Origin of the sequence: Actinoplanes xinjiangensis (assembly GCF_003148685.1) — a bacterium.
GTDB classification, from domain to species: domain Bacteria; phylum Actinomycetota; class Actinomycetes; order Mycobacteriales; family Micromonosporaceae; genus Actinoplanes; species Actinoplanes xinjiangensis.
Map to the genome: position 1 here is coordinate 105,051 of NZ_QGGR01000010.1, position 18,476 is coordinate 123,526.

Below are 18,476 nucleotides of genomic sequence, written 5' to 3' on the forward strand. Positions count from 1 at the left end.
GCTAGGCCGCCACCGGCTCGGGGGTGGCGGCGCGGAGGCGCAGGACGCCGGTGAGGGCCAGACCGGCGCCCACGCCGATGGCGCAGGCCACCGCGATCCGGGGGATCCAGGTGGGGCCGGCGGACGGGACGACGGCGGCGAAGAAGACGTCGGCGCTGCCGAACCCGGCGAACGCGGCCAGGATGAAACCGGACAGTGTCAGGTAGAACGGCGGGTGCCGCCAGGCGGCCGCGCAGGCCAGCAGTCCGGCGAGGATCGGCACGGGCGCCCAGCCGGCACCGTCCAGGGCGCTCGTCACGACGTACCCCCCGGTGGTCAGGCCACCGAGGAGCGCGAGCGGGCCCGCGGACCGGGGCCACCGCCGGGCGAGAAGAGTGACGGCGAGGCCCAGCAGGGCCGAGCCGAGCCACCAGGCCCAGGCCGCCGGGGGTGGTTCGTAGTCGAGCGTGCCCTGGATGTCGAAGGTGCGCACCTGGTCGCGCAGCGGTACCGCCCATTCGCGCAGGCGGTGTGTCTCGCCGGGCGCGGCGGTGACCTGGGGCGGGGGAGCCGGTTCGGTCCAGCGGGTGCGCTGGTCGTGCCAGCGGACGGTGGTGTCGCCGGAGACGCGGCGCCAGGTGGGCGCGGAGGTCGGGTCGGCGGTGGCCGGGACCGGGGTCTCGCCGCCGAGGGTCTGGTTGATGTAGGTGGCCGGCGAGTTGACGTTCTCGAAGGTGCCGTCCGGGCGTACCTCGAGGTACGGCTCGCCGGAGTAGCCGAGGATCTCGATGGTGCGGCCGCTGTCGTTGCCGAGTTCGAGTCGTGCCCCGCCTTCGACGACGCGGACGGTGAGGCCGTCGAGGGGGTTGCTGAGCCCGGTGACGGTGGTCCGGTAGTCGCTGACCGAGGTGGTGTCGCCGGCGTGGGCGGACGCCGGGCCGGCCGGCACGAGGATCGCGCCGGCCACCGCCAGGATGCCGCTGAGGAGCCGTCTCACCCGGCTGCCGTGGTGACGGCCTCGGTGAGCAGTTCGGTGGTGGGGTTCTCGAGCTGCTGTCCGGCGACGAGGATCGTCGGGGTGCCGGTGAAGTCCCGTTTCGAGAACGTCTCGGTCGCCTGGGTCGCCCACGCCTTGTAGGTTCCCTCGTTCACGGCGGTGACGAAAGTGTCGCTGGTCAGGCCGACCGAGGCGGCCAGCTCGATGATCCTGGCGTCGCTCAGGCCGGTGGAGTTCTCCTCCGGCCGGTTGGCGTAGAGGACGTCGTGCAGTTCGGTGAACTTCCCCTCCTGGGCGGCGGCCGCGGAGGCGGCGGCGGCGCGTGTGGAGTATTCGGTGCCGTTGGAGTACTGGTCGAGGATCGCCACCGGGTGGAACCGGATGGTGATCTTGCCGGAGTCGGCGAGCTGCTTGAGGGTGGGTCCGCTGGCGGCCTCGAAGGTGCCGCAGGCCGGGCACATGAAGTCCTCGTAGACGTCGACGACGACCGGACCGGTGCCGACGGCGAACGCGGTGCCCTCGTCGACCGCGGTGCTCGGGATGACGAGCTTGCCCTCGTCCTGCCCGCTCAGTGCGGTGTAGCCGATCAGGCCGGCCACGAAGAGCACCAGGACCACACCGACGGAGGTCCAGAGGGTGACGGTGCGGCGCCGTTCGGCCGCCTTCTGTTCGGCGACGATCTGCCGTGCCTTGGCGGCACGGTTCTTACCGCTGCTCATCGTTCCCCCAGGAGGATGCCGTCGAGTGAGTACCTGGTGCGGGGGCGCCACACCAGGAGTCCGGAGAGTGCCAGGAACGCCAGGTCGCGCAGGATGTCGATGCCGTACGCCGTGTCCTCGCCCCGGCCCAGTTCGCCGCCGGTGCTGAAGCATCCGCAGTCGATGCGCAGGCCGCGCGCCCACGCCGAGGCGATGCCGGCGATGAAGATCACCATGAGCAGCGCCGAGATGGCGGCGGTGAGCCGGGTCGACAGGCCGATCAGCAGGAGCAGGCCGAGCGCGATCTCGAGGAACGGCTGGACCGCGCCGACCACCTCGGCGGTGTCGTAGGGCATCACCTGGTAGGCGTTGACGGCCCGGGCGGAGGCGGCCAGGTCGCCGACCTTGAGGGCACCGGCGACCAGCCAGACCGCGGCGAGACCGAGCCGGGCCGCCGTGGCGATCCACGGCCAGGCGACCGTCATGCGGCTCTGCGGTGAGGTTTCCATGGGCACCTCGGGTAGTCGGAGTCCGTTCCACTGGAGTTCCCGACCATGGTGATCCGCAGGTACTTCACAGGACCAGAGGAGAAAGTCCTAACTTGCCCTGGCTTGTGCCACCGCGTCCATGAGTTCGTCGCGGGCGCGTGCCACTCGGGAGCGGATGGTGCCGACCGGAACGGACTCGACCTCGGCAGCCTCCGCATAGGACAAACCGAGCACCTGGGTCAGGAGAAACGCCGTCCGCCGGTCCTCACTGAGACGGCTGAGCAGATCGTTGCTGCTGAGCCGGTGCGCCGGATCGGGTGCCGGCGACTCGACGGCGGCCTGCGCCGCGAGCCGGGTGTCGAGCCGCCGCCGGCGCACCACCGAGCGCAGGTGGTCGGCGCAGGCACGGCGGGCGATGCCGAGCAGCCAGGTCCGCACGCTGGAGCGGCCGGCGAAGGTGTCCAGAGCCCGGAAGGCCCGCAGGAACGTCTCCTGGGTCAGGTCGTCGGCGGCACCCGGGTCGACGAGCGCGGCGGTGAACCGCCAGACCTCCGCCTGGGTGGCGCGCACGAACGCGGCCTGCGCCGCCCGGTCCCCGTCGCGGGCGGCCAGGGCCAGCGCGGTGGTCTCGTCCGTTTCTGCGTCACCTGCCGTCACGAGGCGTCATGGTACGCGCTCCGGCAGCGCGGGTGGCGATCTGGAACCATGCAGGGATGCCAGTCATGACCATGGACCGACGCCGGGTGACAACTGCGCTGGTCGGGCTGCTGATCGGACTCTTCGGGTCGATGCTCGCCGCCGCTCCGGCGAGCGCGCACGCCGCCCTGGTGGGCAGCGACCCGGCCGCGAACTCCGTCGTCCCCGACGCGCCGAATCGCGTGACGCTCAAGTTCAGCGAGTCGGTCCAGTTGATCGCCGGCAAGATCCGGGTGCTCGCGCCCGACGGTTCCCGCGCCGATCAGGGCGACCCGGAGGTCAACGGCACCGAGGTGACGATCCCGCTGCGCTCCGGTGGTGCCCGCGGGACGTATCTGATCACCTACCGGGTCACCTCGGCCGACAGCCACCCGGTGGCGGGCACGATCACCTATTCGGTGGGCGCGGCCTCGACACCCCCGGGCGACGGCGCGGAGACGGACGTCACGGTCGACCCGCTGGTCAAGGCCCTGATCCCGGTCGGCAAATATCTGGGGTACGCCGGACTCGTGCTCCTGGTCGGCCCGGTCCTGGTGCTGGCCCTGCTGTGGCCGCACCGGCTGGACCGGCGGGCACCCGGCCGGCTGGTCTGGACCGGCATCGGCCTGGTCACCGGCAGCACGCTGCTCGGCGTGTGGCTGCAGGCGCCGTACACCTTGGGAACCGGCCTGTTCGACGTCACGGTGAGTGACATCCGAGACGTGCTCGGCACCACCTTCGGGGCGGTCATGCTGGTCCGTCTGGGGGTGGTGGTGGCCGCCGCGTTCCTGCTGCGCCCGCTGCTCGACGGCCCCGGTGGCGGCGAGTCGCGACTCGACCTGGCGCTGCTCGGCGTACTCGGCGTGGCTGCCCTCGCGACCTGGCCTCTGACCGGTCATCCGTCCGCTTCGCCGGTGGCCGGGGTGTCGGTGGTGATCGATGCCCTGCACCTGGGCGCGATGGCCGTCTGGGTGGGTGGCCTGGTGATGCTCCTCGGCTTCCTGCTGCCCCGGGCGACCGGCCGGGAGTTGGGCGCCATCCTGCCGATCTGGTCACGCTGGGCGATGACCGCGGTCGGTGTGCTGGTCCTCGCCGGCGTCGTGCAGGCGCTGATCGAGGTGTCCGACGTCGACGGGCTGATCAACAGCACGTACGGGCGGATGATCCTCGCGAAGATCGGCCTGGCGGCGCTGGTGATCGGTGTCGCGGCCTTCTCCCGCAAGCTGGTGAGCCGGCGGGCCGAGGACGACTCACCCGGCCCGCTGCGCCGGATCGTCGCGGCCGAACTGGCGATCATCGCGGTCATCCTCGGTGTGACGTCGTTCCTCGTGCAGGAGCCGCCGCCGCGGACCGCGCAGGCCTCCGAGACCGGGCCGACCAGCACCACCCTCGCCGAGACGCTCACCACGAAGAACATGTCGCTCCAGGTCAGCATCTTCCCGGCGGCGGTCGGCAACAACTCGATCCACCTGTACGCGTACACGCTCGACAGCAAGCCGCTGCCGGTCGTGGAGTGGAAGGCGACCGCCTCGCTGCCGGCCAAGGGGATCGAGGCGATCGAGATCCCGCTGCTGCGGATCACCGACTCCCACGCCATCGGCGACATCGGGCTGCCGCAGCCGGGTGACTGGACGTTCAAGTTCACCGCCCGGACCAGCGAGATCGACCAGGACACCCTGACGATGACCGCCAAGATCTCCTGACCTCGCACGCGCCACGAGGCCCGGCCCCCGCGGGGGTTCGGGCCTCGTTTCACATCTATCGGGGAACGCGTGCTGATTTGACCACTTTGGGGTTATTTGCGTCTGTATGGTGCGCGAGGTAGGGCCCGGGAAGGGGGAGAGAAGATGCGGGTGTTCCGCACGATCCTCGGCATGCTGTTACTGACCATCGGACTGCCCACACTGCTGGGCGGTGGTGGGTTGTGGGCGGTCATGCAGCATCGTGATCCCGGCGGCGCGTTCACCGGAGAGCTGCAACGGCTCACCGTCCCCGGATACGCCGTCGTCATCCCCGACATCGACCGCCTCCTGCGCGACGACGCCCCGTTCGCCCGCATCGGCGACACCCGGATACGGCTCTCCGCGGCCACCGTCGACGGACGGGCCTTCCTCGGCCTCGCCCCGTCCGACGAGGTGGCCCGCTACCTGACCGGCGTCCCGCACACCCAGATCGACGCCATCGACATCGGCACCGGACTCCTACCGGTCACCACCTCCCGCGTCGGCGGCCGGCGCGCCCCCACCGGAGGACCCGTCCAGCAGCCGTTCTGGACCGCCGGCGGAGCCGGTCAGATCAGCCTCAACCCCGCTGAACTCACCGACCGCCCGTACAGCCTGGTCCTGATGAACCCCGACGGCGCCGCCGTCCTCCGGCTCGCCGTCGTCGCCGAGGTCCGTCCCGGCTGGCTCAACTCCAGCACCTGGGGCCTGCTCACCCTCGGCACCCTGCTGGTGATGGCCGGCGTGATCGTCCTGGTCTGGCCGGGCCGCCGCCGCGAGGTCGTCTACGTCGTCGAACCCAGCCAGGTCCCCGAACTGATGCACGCCATCGGCGCCCCCCTGCCCCTGCCCGGCGGCGTCGCCTACTTCGCCGGCACCCGCAGCGGCGGCGCCCACCGCCCCCGAACCCTCGCCGACATGCGCCCCCGCCCGCCGGCACTCCCGCAGTTCGCCTGGCCCCCGAACGCCCCGGCGACCCGCCCTGCCGCACTCCCCGCAGGCGAGCCGGTCACCCTCTCCACCGCAACCCTCGACCCCACCCCCGGCGGTACGCCCACCGACGACCTCTTCGACGACGACGAGGACCTGCCCGGCCCCGGATATCCCGCGGGACGCGCGCCCGCCGGCCCGTTCACCGGCCCGGCCGTCCCGCCGGCGGGCCCGGCGACCGGCTCACGTCCCATGCCCGCCGGCACGACTCTGACGGCCCCGCCCGCCTCGCCCGCGCCCGGCTCTCCCCTGACCGGCTCGGCTGCGCCCGGGTCACCCACGACCGGTTCGGCTGTGTCCGGGTCTCCCACGGCGCCCGGATCTCTCACGGCCGGTTCGGCTGTGACTGGTTCTCCCGGGGCTGCGGCCGGTTCGGCTATCGCCGGCTCACCCGCTGCCGGGCCGGCCACGACCGGTTCGGCTATCGCCGGCTCACCCGCTGCGGGGTCGGCCGAGACCGGTTCGGCGGGAGCGGCCACGTCGGGAGTCGGTTCGGCGGGAGCGGCCACGTCCGGAGTTGGTTCGGCGGGAGTGGCCACGTCGGGAGTCGGTTCGGCGGGAGCGGCCACGACCGTAGCCGGTTCGGTCGGTGCCCGCACGCCGGCTCCCGGGAAGCCGCTGAGCATGCTCGGCGAACCCTCCGCCCTCGCCGGCCTCCAGGTCGGCCAGGTACCGAACCGCCGCGGCGGCCGTCGCCCGCAGCCTCCGGCCGAGGTGCCGCAGTTCCAGGCCACCGCGGTCGGCGCCTGGGTGGCCGCGACCGCCCCCGAACGCGCCCGCCAGACCGAGGCCCGCGCGGCCGCCCGACTGGCCGAGGCCGCCCGCCGCAATGCCGGCAAGTTCGCGCCCACCCAACCCGGCAGCCGCAACATGCCGACGAACGTCCACATCCCGATCGCGCCTCCCCGCCGCGACAACGGCGACGTTCCCGCACAGACCGCGGCCCCGGCGACCAGGAACACTCCCACCGAGGCCACGAAGACCTCCGCCGCCGGCACCCCGTCATCGACGGAAGACAACACCAAGCCCACAGGCAAGGCCACCGGCACGGAGGTACGCCCGACCGCCCCGTCCCGTCCCGCCACCGACTCGAAGGACGTCCCGCCCGCCGGAACAGGCGAGTCCGTGACCGTCCAGTCCACCGGTGCCGCCGAGTCCCTGCCGACCACCGGAACAAGTGGCTCCTTGACCGCCGGCTCACCCCGCGGTGCCGTCACATCCGAGACCGTCCCGCCCGCCCGAATCGGCGAGGCCCCCGCCGCTCCGGCTCCCAGCACCGCCGGGGAGGAGCCCGCCCGAATCGGCAAGGCCCCGACCGTTCCGGCTTCCAGCACTGCCGGGGAGGAGCCCGCCCGAATCGGCGAGGCTCCGGCCGCTCCGGCTTCCAGCACCGCCGTGGATGAGCCCGTTCGCGGCGAGGCCCCGACTACTCCGGCTCCCAACGCCGAGCAGGAGCGTGTTCGAATCGGCGGTCTGAGCGTTCCGGTTCCCGGCACCGACAAGAAGGCATCTGCCCGCGTCGGCATGACCATTTCAGATCACTCCGCGGGTGAGGAAGCGACGGCCACGCAGTCCTGGACGGAGCCGAACGCAACCGGCCCGGCAGACGACCCGGATCCCCGCGGCACCCGCATCGCCCTGCACACCGGCCCGGCGGCTACCGACTGGACTGCCACCGGCATCAGCCGGCTCGGCACGGCCCCCGCACCCCGTCCGATGCCGCACCCCGCCCCGAAGCCGGCTCCCGCCCCGAAGCCCGCCCAGAGCCGCCCGTCGGCCATGGCGAAGGGCGGCATTCAAGCTCCGCAGCAGAAGAAATCCGAGGCCGCAGGAACCCCGCGGGCCTCGAGTGACCGCCAGGCCGAGGCTGCCGGGGCGGTGTCCGCCGGTTCGCCGCCGGAATGGCCGCTGTGGGCGTCGCGAGCCGGCTCCCGCCCGGCTGAGGAAGCGGCGACCGGACCGGGATCCGTTCCAGCGGAACAGGCCCTCGCCGGGGAAGGAGCGACGCCGGTTTCGGGTCGACCAATCGCCGATGCACCGCCGAAGCCTGGCCAGACATCAGCGGCGCAGCAGCAGCCCCCGACCGAAAAGGACAGCGCTTCATCGGAGCGGGCTTCCAACGCCGCCGACGCGGAAGCGCACACGCCCGCCACCAAGCGACCCAGCGCTCCCCTCCCGGCCCGCCCGGTGCCGTCCACCAAGGAGGGCGACCAGGCGCTGAAGACCGAGGCCGATAAGCGTGCCGCGAAGCCGGGGATCGAAGAGCGTCCCGTAAACGCCGCAACTGGCGGGCATCTGGTGAACGCCGAGGCCGGCGGGCGTGTGGTGAACGCCGAGGCGGGCGGGCGTGCGGTGAACCCCGAGGCCGGCGGGCATGCGGTGCACGCCGTGGAGGTGGAGAGCCCGGCCGCTCTGCCGACGAAGCCGTCCCCGGTTCCTACCCGCGGCACTGCGACTTCCGCTCAAACGATCCCGGCCGAGAACGCCGGTGTGCCGGCGGAGGTGAAGGCGCGTTCAAAGGTCACCGAACTGCCCGCAGCGCCGTTGGCCGGAGCTGCGACCGCAGCCTCCGACCGCATGCCGAAGCCGGTCGCGGAGGTGCGAATGAACACGGCGGGTGAGAACCCCGGTGGCCCGGCCGAGATGCCTGCCGAGACCATTTCGCCGGTGGCGGGAGCCGGTTCAGGCGGACCCGAGGCGATGACGAACGGAGTCACCTCGACGCCGACGGTCGATGCGGCCAGGGAATCCGCGGTCGCGGCAGGGAAGGGCACCGCGGCCGAAAAGGAGACCACCGCTTCAAATGGGCCTGCAGCCGAAAAGGAAACCGTTGCTGGGAAGGAGACCGCTGCCGGGAAGGAGACCGCTGCCGGGAAGGAGACCGCTGCCGGGGAGCAGACCACTGCCGAGCGGCAAGGCTCTACCAAGGTCAAGGGCACTGCCGCAGCCGGCGCCGGGAAGGCCGACGGGACGAACCGGCCGCGGAAAGCCACCGGTGGCAGGAGCAGCGGCGACGACCTGCTGGCCCGAGCTCAGGAGCGCGCCGACGGCAAGATGGTTCCGGCTCGGCCGGCTCCGGCGGCGCGGCGAGCCCCGGCGGCTTGGATCAAGGCCGCGGAGTCGGTGGCCGCACGTGCCGGGAGAGCCGGTGGCGGAACTGCTCCGCGCGTACCGGAAGAAGGCGCGACCACCGGAAACCCGGCAGAGACGGCCGACGGCCCGGCGAACCGGCCGCTCAGCTACCGGGAGGAGGCCGCCGAACTGCTGGCCGCGGCGGGAGGCGGCGAGCGTCGCCGTCGGCGGACGGTCGCCGGCCGGAACCGTCCGAAAGGCGAACCCCCGACCGTTCCGACCACGGACTCGCAAGCCGACGGGAAGGCTGGCCCGCAGGACGAGAAGGTCAGCCCGGAGGCCGGCGGGAAGGCTGGCCCGCAGGACGAGAAGGCCAGCCCGGAGGCCGGGGGGAAGGCTGGCCCGCAGGACGAGAAGGCCAGCCCGGAAGTCGGCGGGAAGGCTGGCCCACACGATGAGAAGGCCAGCCCGGAAGCCGCTGGGAAGGCCGGTCCACAGGACTAGGAGGCCAGCCCAAAGGCTGGCGGGAAGGCCCGCCCACAAGGCGAGACAGGCGTCGCGCAAGCCGCCGAGCCGACCACCCCGTAGGGCCGGGCAAACCGCCGCCCGCGAGACCGAGCGGCTACCGGCGGGGCGCGGGGAGACGGCAAGAGTCACGAACAGTAAGGCGAGCGGGCCGTCCCGAGAGGGGCGGCCCGCTTGCCTTTGCGGTCAGGAAGTGGCCGCAAAGGCATTTACCGTCAGGCTATGACAGTCCTCTCCACGCGCGTCCTGAACCGGACCTACCTACGGCGCCAGCTGCTCGCCGAGCGGATTCCGCGCCCCGCCGCCGCGATCGTCGAGCATCTGGTGGCGGTGCAGGGCCAGGAGCCGGACGCGCCGTATCTGGGGTTGTGGGCGAGGTCGTCGGATTTCGCGATGGCGGACCTGACCGGGCTGTTGCAGGACCGGACGGTGGTGCGCAGCGCGCTGCTCCGCGGCACCCAGCATCTGTGTTCCGGCGCGGACTACGGGTGGCTGCGGCCGACGCTGCAACCGGCCCTGGAGCGGATGGCGGGGCGGGCGGGACGGCTGGGCGGCTGTGATCCGGAGGCGTTCGACGCGGTGGGGCGGGAGATCCTCGCGGAGGGGACGCTGACCCGCCCGGAGATCGCCCGGCGGATCGCGGCACGGTTTCCGGAGGCGGAACTCGGGGAGCTGGCGCTGGTCGTACATCTGCGATTTGCTCTGCTGCACCCGCCGCCGGCCGGGACGTGGGGGCATCGCGGGAGGGTCGGGTGTGTCCTGGCCGAGGATTGGCTGGGGCGGCCGCTGGCCGCCGGGCCGGACGCGGAGACGCTGGTGTTGCGGTATCTGGCGGCGTTCGGGCCGGCGTCGGTGAAGGACGTTCAGGTCTGGTCGGGTCTGACCCGCCTGGCGGCGCTGTTCGCGACGCTGCGGCCGCGGCTGCGGGTCTTCCGTGACGAGAACGGCATGGAGTTGTACGACCTCCCGGACGCGCCGATCGAGGACGCGGACGCCCCGGCTCCGGTGGTGTTCCTGCCCGAGTTCGACAACGCGGTCCTGGGGCACTCGGATCGGTCCCGGATCCTGCATCCGGGTGACCGGTCGCTGGTGATGCCGGGCTGGTCGATGGTGCACCCGACGGTGCTGGTGGACGGCTTCGTGGCGGCGACCTGGTCGCGCAAGGGGCCGTTGGTGGAGATCGCCCCGTTCAGGCCGTTGCGCCCGGTGGACCGGTCGGCGGTGGAGGCCGAGGCGGAGCGCGTGGTGGGTTTCGTCGCGCCGGGGGAGACGCCGGAGGTCCGGTGGACGTGAACGGGCCCTCCGCGCTGCCGACACGGAGGGCCCATTACCGGGGGGAACGGAGTAACCGAAGGGGGTCTTCGTCCGTTAAGTACACTTTACCCGCTAATAGGCGAAGTGGGAAGTCGGGGCCACAAACCGGACAAACAGCACGTAGAGCGGGTGTGGCCGCGTACGTGCCGAACAACGGCGTGCCGCCGGGCGTAGGCTGTCGGCGTGGCGGATCTTCTGGTGTGGATCGACTGTGAGATGACCGGTCTCGACCTGGGCAAGGACAAGCTCATCGAGGTTGCGGCCCTGGTCACCGATCCGGAGCTGAACGTGTTGGGTGAGGGCGTCGATCTGGTCATCCACGCCGATGACGCGGCGCTGGACGCGATGCCCCCGGTGGTGCGCGACATGCATGCCAAATCGGGGCTCACCGACGAGGTCCGACGCTCGGCCGTCACCATGGCCGAGGCGGAGGAAGCGGTCCTGGCGTATATCCGGGAGTTCGTGCCGAACCCGCGGACCGCGCCGCTCTGCGGCAACTCGATCGCCACCGACCGCGGCTTCCTGGCCCGTGACATGCCGGCGCTCGACGCCCACCTGCACTACCGCATGATCGACGTCTCCTCGATCAAGGAGCTGTGCCGCCGGTGGTATCCCCGGGTGTATTTCGGTCAGCCCGCCAAGGGGCTCTCGCACCGGGCTCTCGCCGACATCCGGGAGAGCATCCGCGAGCTGGAGTATTACCGCCGTACCATCTTCGTCCCGCAGCCCGGCCCGGATGTGGAGGCGGCGAAAGCGGTCGCCGCCGAGCTGTAGGTAACCCGCTCGACGGGGCCCCCGGGGCAGTCGTTATGATTGGCTGGCACCACGGGGTTGGTTACCCGTGATGGCATGGTGGTCGTAGCTCAGCTGGTAGAGCACCGGGTTGTGGTCCCGGGGGTCGCGGGTTCAAGTCCCGTCGATCACCCCATGTGAAAGGCCTCGTCGCGAGACGGGGCCTTTTCGTTTTGCGCCCGGAAAGCCGGATTTCCTGTGGGCTCGCTCCCATCATCTGGAAAGCCGAAAAATTTCTCGTGTGAGCGCGCAACCTTTCGCGGCCGCCGAGCCACAGGGGTGTGGATCACTCGACGCCTTCCAGAGCCCCCTCATGCTCACCAACCGCATCGTCGTACCGCTCCCACCACCGCGTACTCCGTGAAGGCCGGCTGATCTCGGCCGCCCCGGGCTCGTCCCCACGGCCCGGGGCGGTCGGTACTCCCCGTATCCCCTGACGGTCAGGAACAGTGAGTTGTCCGACCTTGGCATCGAATACGCTTTCCGGCGGTTCTTCGACGACCATCACGCCGACCTGTCCCGGCTCGCCTACCTGGTGACCGGCGATCCACAGGCCGCCGACGACCTGGCGGCGGACGCGTTCGTGGAGGTGTGGCGGCACTGGGAACGGGTCCAGGCCGCGGACAGCCCGGTCGCGTACGCGCGCGGCATCGTGACCAACCTGGCCCGTCAATGGATCCGGAAACAGACCAGGGAACGGTCCGGGCTGCTGCGGCTGGGCCTGCTGCGCCGCGAGCGCGGCGAGAGCGACACCCCCGCGGTGCTGGACGTACGGGCGGCGCTTCAGCGGCTTCCGCAGCGGCGCCGCGAATGCGTGGTCCTGCGGTACGCGTTCGACGTGCCGGAACGGGAGGTCGCCACGATCCTCGGCATCTCGGTCGGTGCGGTGAAGAGTCACACCTCGCGGGGCGCTGCCCAGTTGAGTGAGTTCCTGCGCGGGATGCCGCTGATGATGGGAGGCCACCATGGCTGAGCACCCCCCGTCCGACCTGGGCTCGGTGCTGCGCCACGAGGCCGAGCGGCACCTGCCGGACCGGGACGTGATGCTGACCCGGATCGTCCAGCGCCGCACCGAACCGGCCGCCGGCCGGTGGGTCCCGTCGTTGCGCCCGGTCGCCGCGGCGGCGTCGGTGGTGGCGACCCTGGTGGCCGGGTTCGCCGGTATCAGGGCGGCCGGCGACCGGCCGGAGCACGACCGGGCACCGGCGGCCACCGAGGGCTCGACGTCGCCGTCCACCTCGCCGTCCCCACCGGCCCGGAGCAAGGCGCCACCCCGCGAGGACCCCGGCCACCGGGAGCCGGTGGAGAAACCACCGCCGCGGCCGGCGATCACCAGCCCGAGCATGCGGCCGGTGGACGGTTTCCTCAGCTCGGCCGCCGTCATCGACGGGCACTCGGCCGGCACGTGGGCGCAGGGCAACGTCACCCTCACCACCACCGAGACGATCACCGCACTGGACGTCGTGATCAACGTGGCGAAGACCGCGGGTGTCGAGGACGCCGGTAAGTGGACCACGATCCCGGCCGACCTGATCACCATGACGGTGACCGAGGAGAAGAGCCGGTTCGTCTACCGGTTCACGCTGCGGCAGGGCACTCTCGCCCCGGGCAGCTACGTCTTCGCGGTGCAGTACACCCATGCCGACGGCGAGCGGGATCCGGCGCACGACACCTACGGGGCACTGGCCACCGCGGGTGCGGAACGGGCCGGCGTGACGGGGGCCTTCCCGGCGACGTGAAAGAGGCGGGCCCCCGAGGTGATCGGGGGCCCGCCTCTTTCAAGCCGGGGGAGGAGCCGTCAGTTCAGGTAGCTGCCCTTCTTGTACTCTTCCCAGCTCATGTTCCAGTCGGTCCAGCCGTTGCCGTTCTTCAGCTTCTCCTCGGTCCCGGAGACGGTGATCACGTCACCCATCATGGTCCGCTGGAAGAGCCACTCGCCCAGCGCCTCGGAGACGTTGACGCAGCCGTGCGAGACGTTGCGCCGGCCCTGCACACCCTCCGACCACGGGGCGGCGTGGATGAACTGACCGCTGTACGTGATGCGCTGCGCCCAGTCGATCGGCGTCTTGTAGCCGTTGACCGGATCCTCGTCGGTGGTGTCGAAGATGGTGTGCGCCGCCTTCTCCATGACGACCATGGTGCCGCTGGAGGAGGGGGTGCTCGCCTTGCCCAGACTCACCGGGATCGTCTTGATGACCTTGCCGTCCTGCTTGACCGTCATCTTCTTGGTCTTGTTGGAGACGGTCATGATCATCTCGCGGCCGATGCTCATGTCGACGGTCAGGTTGGACCGGCCATACCACCCGTCACCGAGCTTCACGCCCTTGAGGTTGACGCTGTAGAAGACCTTCGAGTTGGCCTTCCAGTACGTCTTCGGCCGGAAGTGCACCTCGGTCGCGCTGATCCAGCGCCAGGTGCCCTCCTGCGCGGGCGTCGCGGTGACGACCATCCGCCGCTCCACCTCGGCCCGGTACTTCTCCGGGATGGACCGCCCGAACTTCATGATCAGCGGCATGCCGACGCCGACCTTCTGACCGTCGGCCAGGAAGCTGGTGACCCGCACCAGGTTCGACGGCTCCTTCATGGTGGTGAAGGTGCTCGTGACGCTGTTGGTCTTGCCCTCGGCGGTGGGCGTGCTGACGTTCACCGTGTACTTCGTGTTCCACGCCAGCCCCTCGGCCGGGCGCCAGACGTTCTCGTCCTTGTCGACGGTGCCCTTGATCTCGGCGCCCTTGGCGTTGGTCACGGTGACCTCGGTGTTCGCCGGGTCCTCGCTGTTGTATTTCACCTCGGACCAGAGCTCGACACTCTTCGCCTCGGCCGCGGGAGAGGTCACCGCGACGGTGCTCAGCGCCGGCTCGGCCGCGGGGGCCTGCGACGCGGCGGTGGTCCCTTCGGGGGTGCTGTTGCCGCCGCCCTGCCAGGAGGGTTCGTCACTGCCGCTGCACGCGGTGGTCAGCAGCAGTGTGCCCGCGAGCACCGCCGCCACCGCGAGGCGCAGACGGCTCCGGCCACGGCGGCCGGCCGGCGCGGATCGCTCTGCCGACCGAATTCCATCCATCTCCATGGTCCCCTCACGGCGTCGTTCTCCCCGGCGCCCAATAGTGCTCCTAAAACAGCGTCGCACCAATCCCGGTTTCGTGCCGTGACCGGCCTTACGCCATCGATGTACCCCGCCGGGGAGAAGAAACCACGAGCAGATTCCTAGAGGGCGCTGCCCTCCTTGAACTTCTCCCAGCTCACGTCCCACGGCGTCCAGCCGTTGCCGTAGCCCAGCTTGTCGCCGGTGCCCTTCACCACGACCGGGTCGCCGATCAGCGACTTCTCGAAGAGCCAGCGGGCGTTCGACGGGGACACGTTGACACAGCCGTGTGACACATTCGTGCGTCCCTGCGCGCCGGTCGACCACGGAGCCGAGTGGATGTACTGACCGCTCCAGGTCAGTCGCTGCGCGTACTCGATGTCGGTGCGGTAGCCGGCCGCGCCGTCGGTGTCGGTGGTGTCGAAGACGGTCGCCGCCTTCTTTTCCATCACCACCATGTGACCGCTGGACGACGGGGTGCTCTTCTTGCCCAGGCTCACCGGGATGGTCCGGACCTTCGCGCCGTTCTCCACCACGGTCATCTTCTTCGAGGCGTTGTCGACGTTCATCTCGAACTTGCGGCCGATCTTCACGGTCGCCGAGCGGTCCTGGTCGCCGTAGCGGCCGCCGCCGGTGGGCAGGCCGCCGACCGCGATCCGGACCTTCATCGTGGTGCCGGTCTGCCAGTACTCCGGCGCCCGGTAGTAGGCCTGCGTGCCGGCCTCGGTCCACGACCAGACACCCGGCTGGGCCGGCGAGGTCTCGACGAACATCCGCTTCTGCACCGCCGCCCGGTCGGCCTTCTTGATACCGGGGTTGAACTCCACCACGACCGGCATCGCCACGCCGTAGGTGTTGCCGTCGAACAGGTAGAGACCGGTCCCGGTCTCCCGGCCGGGCGCGCCCATCGTGGTGAACGACGTGGTCGCGGTGGTGCTCGTGCCGTCCGCGCCGGTGGCGACGACCTTGGCGGCGTACTTCTGGCTGGTCTTGAGGGGCTTGTCCGGCACCCACGCCGACTTGTCCTCGCGCAGCCGGCCGGCGACCGCCTTGCCCTTGGCGTCGGTGAGCGTGACCGAGGACACCTCGCCGCCGCTGACCTTGACCCCGATCTCGGCGCTGACCGGTACGTCCTTCTTGTTCGCGGCCGGCGTGACGGTCAGGGTGACCGGCCCGGCGGCGGTGGTGCTCTCGGTGACCGGAGCGGATGCCCCGGCACTGGCCCCGGCGCTGGTGGCCGTGGGCGGCTCGGCGAACGCGGGTTCGGACTCGTCGCTGCACGCGGCGGTGGAGGCGATCAGGCCGATCGCCATGATCGTCGCCAGTGAGCGGCGGAGGTCAAACATCGTCGGGCCCCGTTCTTTAGTTCTCGGCGCAGACATACTGACGCACCGGCGCAAGTGACGGGTCCCCCTTCCGGGGGTCAGCGGCCGATTTCAAGGATCTTCCCAGCCCGTGCTAACGTTTTCCTCGTTGTACGGCAGAGCGCTGCTAGCTCAACTGGCAGAGCAGCGGACTCTTAATCCGCGGGTTGTAGGTTCGAGTCCTACGCGGCGCACTCTCCCGACCAACGACCGACGGGTGTGTTAATGTTTTCCGTCGAAAGGCGCTGCTAGCTCAACTGGCAGAGCAGCGGACTCTTAATCCGCGGGTTGTAGGTTCGAGTCCTACGCGGCGCACAGCATCGCACAGCATCACAAGGCCTCACCGCTACGGTGGGGCCTTGTTGCTTGTGCGGACCTTTTCGTGGGGCGCCTCACACTCCCATGATCGTGATGCACTTCACGCTGCTCTCCGGTCGGAAACCGGGCAGTCGACAAGCCTTCCAGACGTCCGGAATCGGCCCCGCGGGGTCGTATCGTCGGCGACATGACGCGCGTCCTGTTGATCTCGGGAAGCACCCTGTCCGGCTCCCTGCACACCGCCGCCCTGCGCACCGCGGCCCGCTTCGCCCCGCAGGAGATCACCGCGACCCTCTACGAGGATCTGCGGGAGCTGCCCGCGTTCGTGCCGGGCGAGACCCCGCGCGGTGTGGTCGCCGAGCTGCGCGCCATGGTCGACGCCGCCGACGCCGTGCTGTTCAGCACCCCGGAGTACACCGGCTCGCTCCCCGGCAGCCTGAAGAACCTGCTCGACTGGCTCGTCGACGGCGGTGATCTGGGTGGCAAACCGGCCGCCTGGCTGTCCGTGGTCCGGCCCGGTGTCGACGAGGGTGCCCGGGCCGGCCTGGAGTCGGTCCTGGAGCACGGCGGCGCCCGCCTGCTGCGCGCCGCCTGCATCCGCCTGCCACTGGAGATGGCCTCGATCGACGCGACCGGCCTGATCGCCGACGACCGCCTGCACGTGGCCCTCCAGGACATGCTGGAGACGCTGGTCCGCGCGCTGTCGGAGGCCCGGCCCCGCCCGCAGCCGTCCTGGCAGGCGCACTCCAGCGTCTACCCGGTGGTGCGGCGCCCGGACGGGTCCGGTGGCTCGCCGTACGGCGGGGGCGGGTCCGGCCACCCGAGCGGGCAGAGCGCGCCCAGCTGGCTCAGCTGACCTCGCTCAGCCGGCTTTTCCCTCAGCTGACCGCACTCAGCTGACCGTCCGCGACGCGGCCCAGCAGGCGTCCGCGCCGACACAGGTGGCGAGGCCGCGTACCGCCGCACGCAGTTCGCCGAGCCGTTCCGGGCTCAGCGTCCCGGCCACGTTCTTGATCATGTGGGGGTCGGTCGTCCGGTCGAAGTACTCGACGGCGCCGTTCACGTACTCGATGTAGGTGAACGTGCCGGTGCGCAGCGCGTCGTAGGACGGCGGGATGTTCAGGCTGTTCTTCTCGTAGTCCGGGTCCTTCGGATCCGTGGCCGGGTCGTGGTGCTCGATCAGCGTGCCGTGGCGCCACTCGGCCGGCGCACTGCCGGACAGCAGCGGCGTGATGCTGCGGCCGTCGGTCTCCGACGGTGCCGGCAGACCGGCCCAGTCGGCGAAGGTGGGCCGCAGGTCGACGTTCGCCACCACCTGCGCGGCGCTGCGCCCGGGTTCGATCCCCGGCCCGGCCACCACCAGCGGCACGTTGACGTCGGTGTCGAAGGCGGTCTGCTTGCCGGACGGCAGGGTGTACTCACCCATGTGGTAGCCGTTGTCGGAGGTGAACATCACCACGGTCCGGTCGGCCACTCCCGCCTGGGCCAGGGTGGTGCGCAGTTGGCCGATCATCCGGTCGATCGCCTGCACGGACTGGGCCCGCAACCGGAACTCCTGGTCCAGTCGCAGTTTCTGCGCCGTGGTCAGCTTCGGCTTGCCGGCCAGCCACACCGTTCCGGCCGGCGCCCGGTCCCACGCCGGGGTACGGGGCGCCCGCAGCCCCGGGAAGAGGTTCGCGTCCCGTGGTGCCGGGGTGTACGGGTGGTGCGGCGTGTACGTGGACACCTCGACCAGGAACGGCTGACCGGTCGCCGCCGTGGTGCTGATGAAGTTCGACGCCTTGGCCGCGAGCACGTCGGTGAGGTAGTCCTGCGGCTTCGACCCGTACGAGACGATCCGGCCGTTCTCGTTGAGCTTGTAGTCGAAGTTGGGGTAGGCGTTGCCGCCGGCGAACCACTGGTCCCAGCCCGGCGGCACGTACGGCCGGGTGCCGCCCATCCGGAGCCCCGGCTGGTACTCGTTGAGGTACTTGCCGAGGAACGCGGTGCGGTAGCCGGCGCCCTGGAGGTCGGTGGCGAAGGTGGAACGCTCCTGGCCGCGGCTGTGGAACAGCAGGAAGCCGCCGTCCGAGCCGTGGTTCTTCACGATCCCGGTGTTGTGCGGGAACTGGCCCTTGAGCAGCGAGGCACGCGACGGGCAGCAGAGCGAGTCGGTGACCGTGTAGTTGGTGAACGTGGTGCCGTCCTGCTGGAGCTTGCGCACGTTGGGCATGTACTGCACGAGATTCATCGACAGGTCGTCGACGAGCACCAGCACGATGTTCGGCCGCGCGGCCGGGGCCGGCTGGACGGCGACGGCTGACGCCGACGTGGCGGGGCGGGCCGCGGCGGGCGAGCCGGGCGGTGTGGGATCCGCGCTGCATCCGGCCAGGACCAGCGACATCGCGACGAGGGCGGGGTACCCGAGGGTGCGGAGGCTCATGGTGGCGCGGCTACTCCATCGGTTCCATCAGTGAAAGGT

At 71.0% G+C, this 18,476-nt stretch carries 14 protein-coding genes, 4 tRNA genes and 1 pseudogene; 11 read left to right on the forward strand and 8 right to left on the reverse strand.

All coding sequences use genetic code 11. The features are described 5' to 3' along the window. Position 1: 1 nt before the first annotated feature. From BC793_RS22920 to BC793_RS22935, 4 genes are all read right to left on the reverse strand, one after another. Positions 2 to 976: a hypothetical protein gene (locus BC793_RS22920; RefSeq protein WP_109595476.1), complete on the reverse strand. Its 975-nt coding sequence runs from the start codon at positions 974 to 976 to the stop codon at positions 2 to 4. Continuing rightward, positions 973 to 1,695 (reverse strand): DsbA family protein, encoded by a 723-nt coding sequence (locus BC793_RS22925; RefSeq protein WP_109595478.1) that lies wholly within the window; start codon positions 1,693 to 1,695, stop codon positions 973 to 975. Before BC793_RS22925 ends, BC793_RS22920 begins: the two co-directional genes overlap by 4 nt. Beyond that, positions 1,692 to 2,183, reverse strand: coding sequence for a MauE/DoxX family redox-associated membrane protein (locus BC793_RS22930; protein ID WP_239170275.1), 492 nt, complete (start codon positions 2,181 to 2,183; stop codon positions 1,692 to 1,694). Before BC793_RS22930 ends, BC793_RS22925 begins: the two co-directional genes overlap by 4 nt. A gap of 87 nt (positions 2,184 to 2,270) precedes the next feature. Then, positions 2,271 to 2,819, reverse strand: a complete 549-nt coding sequence (locus tag BC793_RS22935) for a sigma-70 family RNA polymerase sigma factor (RefSeq protein ID WP_109595480.1) — start codon at positions 2,817 to 2,819, stop codon at positions 2,271 to 2,273. 65 nt (positions 2,820 to 2,884) lie between these two features. Between BC793_RS22935 and BC793_RS22940 the strand changes: the two genes are divergently transcribed. The 7 genes from BC793_RS22940 (at position 2,885) to BC793_RS22970 (ending at position 12,990) form a co-directional block, all read left to right on the forward strand. Beyond that, entirely contained in the window at positions 2,885 to 4,540 is a 1,656-nt protein-coding gene (locus tag BC793_RS22940) for a copper resistance CopC/CopD family protein (RefSeq protein WP_373871250.1), read from the forward strand. Between the two features lie 144 nt (positions 4,541 to 4,684). Then, positions 4,685 to 9,124, forward strand: coding sequence for a hypothetical protein (locus BC793_RS52360; RefSeq protein ID WP_109595484.1), 4,440 nt, complete (start codon positions 4,685 to 4,687; stop codon positions 9,122 to 9,124). Positions 9,125 to 9,367: 243 nt separating this feature from the next. Further along, positions 9,368 to 10,438 (forward strand): winged helix DNA-binding domain-containing protein, encoded by a 1,071-nt coding sequence (locus tag BC793_RS22950; RefSeq protein WP_109595486.1) that lies wholly within the window; start codon positions 9,368 to 9,370, stop codon positions 10,436 to 10,438. Positions 10,439 to 10,642: 204 nt separating this feature from the next. Then, positions 10,643 to 11,233 carry an oligoribonuclease gene (gene orn / locus BC793_RS22955; RefSeq protein ID WP_109595488.1) on the forward strand — a complete coding sequence of 197 codons (591 nt, stop codon included), beginning with the start codon at positions 10,643 to 10,645 and terminating at the stop codon, positions 11,231 to 11,233. 78 nt (positions 11,234 to 11,311) lie between these two features. After that, positions 11,312 to 11,387, forward strand: a tRNA-His gene (locus BC793_RS22960). Between the two features lie 318 nt (positions 11,388 to 11,705). Next, positions 11,706 to 12,224 carry a SigE family RNA polymerase sigma factor gene (locus tag BC793_RS22965; protein ID WP_109595490.1) on the forward strand — a complete coding sequence of 173 codons (519 nt, stop codon included), beginning with the start codon at positions 11,706 to 11,708 and terminating at the stop codon, positions 12,222 to 12,224. Continuing rightward, complete coding sequence (locus BC793_RS22970) at positions 12,217 to 12,990, forward strand: hypothetical protein (protein ID WP_109595492.1); 774 nt, start codon at positions 12,217 to 12,219, stop codon at positions 12,988 to 12,990. The genes BC793_RS22965 and BC793_RS22970 overlap by 8 nt, the downstream gene beginning before the upstream one ends. A 59-nt stretch (positions 12,991 to 13,049) precedes the next feature. Here BC793_RS22970 and BC793_RS22975 read toward each other — a convergent pair whose 3' ends face one another. Both BC793_RS22975 and BC793_RS22980 read right to left on the reverse strand, forming a co-directional pair. Further along, positions 13,050 to 14,240: a L,D-transpeptidase gene (locus BC793_RS22975; protein WP_170167266.1), complete on the reverse strand. Its 1,191-nt coding sequence runs from the start codon at positions 14,238 to 14,240 to the stop codon at positions 13,050 to 13,052. A 215-nt stretch (positions 14,241 to 14,455) separates the two neighbouring features. Beyond that, positions 14,456 to 15,679 (reverse strand): L,D-transpeptidase, encoded by a 1,224-nt coding sequence (locus BC793_RS22980; protein WP_109595494.1) that lies wholly within the window; start codon positions 15,677 to 15,679, stop codon positions 14,456 to 14,458. A gap of 139 nt (positions 15,680 to 15,818) precedes the next feature. On the opposite strand from BC793_RS22980, the gene BC793_RS22985 reads away from it, so the two are divergent. The 3 genes from BC793_RS22985 to BC793_RS22995 all read left to right on the forward strand — a co-directional run bounded on the left by BC793_RS22985 (position 15,819) and on the right by BC793_RS22995 (position 16,871). Next, positions 15,819 to 15,891 (forward strand) — tRNA-Lys (locus BC793_RS22985). A gap of 48 nt (positions 15,892 to 15,939) precedes the next feature. Beyond that, a tRNA-Lys gene (locus tag BC793_RS22990) sits at positions 15,940 to 16,012 on the forward strand. Positions 16,013 to 16,202: 190 nt separating this feature from the next. Further along, a complete protein-coding gene (locus tag BC793_RS22995; protein ID WP_109595496.1) occupies positions 16,203 to 16,871 on the forward strand; it encodes an NADPH-dependent FMN reductase in 669 nt (222 codons plus the stop codon). A 36-nt stretch (positions 16,872 to 16,907) separates the two neighbouring features. On the opposite strand, the gene BC793_RS49695 is transcribed toward BC793_RS22995, so the two are convergent. Further along, complete coding sequence (locus BC793_RS49695) at positions 16,908 to 17,327, reverse strand: sulfatase/phosphatase domain-containing protein (protein WP_158319332.1); 420 nt, start codon at positions 17,325 to 17,327, stop codon at positions 16,908 to 16,910. On the opposite strand from BC793_RS49695, the gene BC793_RS49700 reads away from it, so the two are divergent. Then, positions 17,282 to 17,374 (forward strand) — tRNA-OTHER (locus tag BC793_RS49700). The genes BC793_RS49695 and BC793_RS49700 overlap by 46 nt on opposite strands. On the opposite strand, the pseudogene BC793_RS52845 reads toward BC793_RS49700, so the two are convergent. Then, a pseudogene (locus BC793_RS52845) lies at positions 17,343 to 18,437 on the reverse strand (sulfatase family protein); the annotation flags it as partial. The gene BC793_RS49700 and the pseudogene BC793_RS52845 sit on opposite strands and share 32 nt — an antisense overlap. Positions 18,438 to 18,476 lie beyond the last annotated feature (39 nt).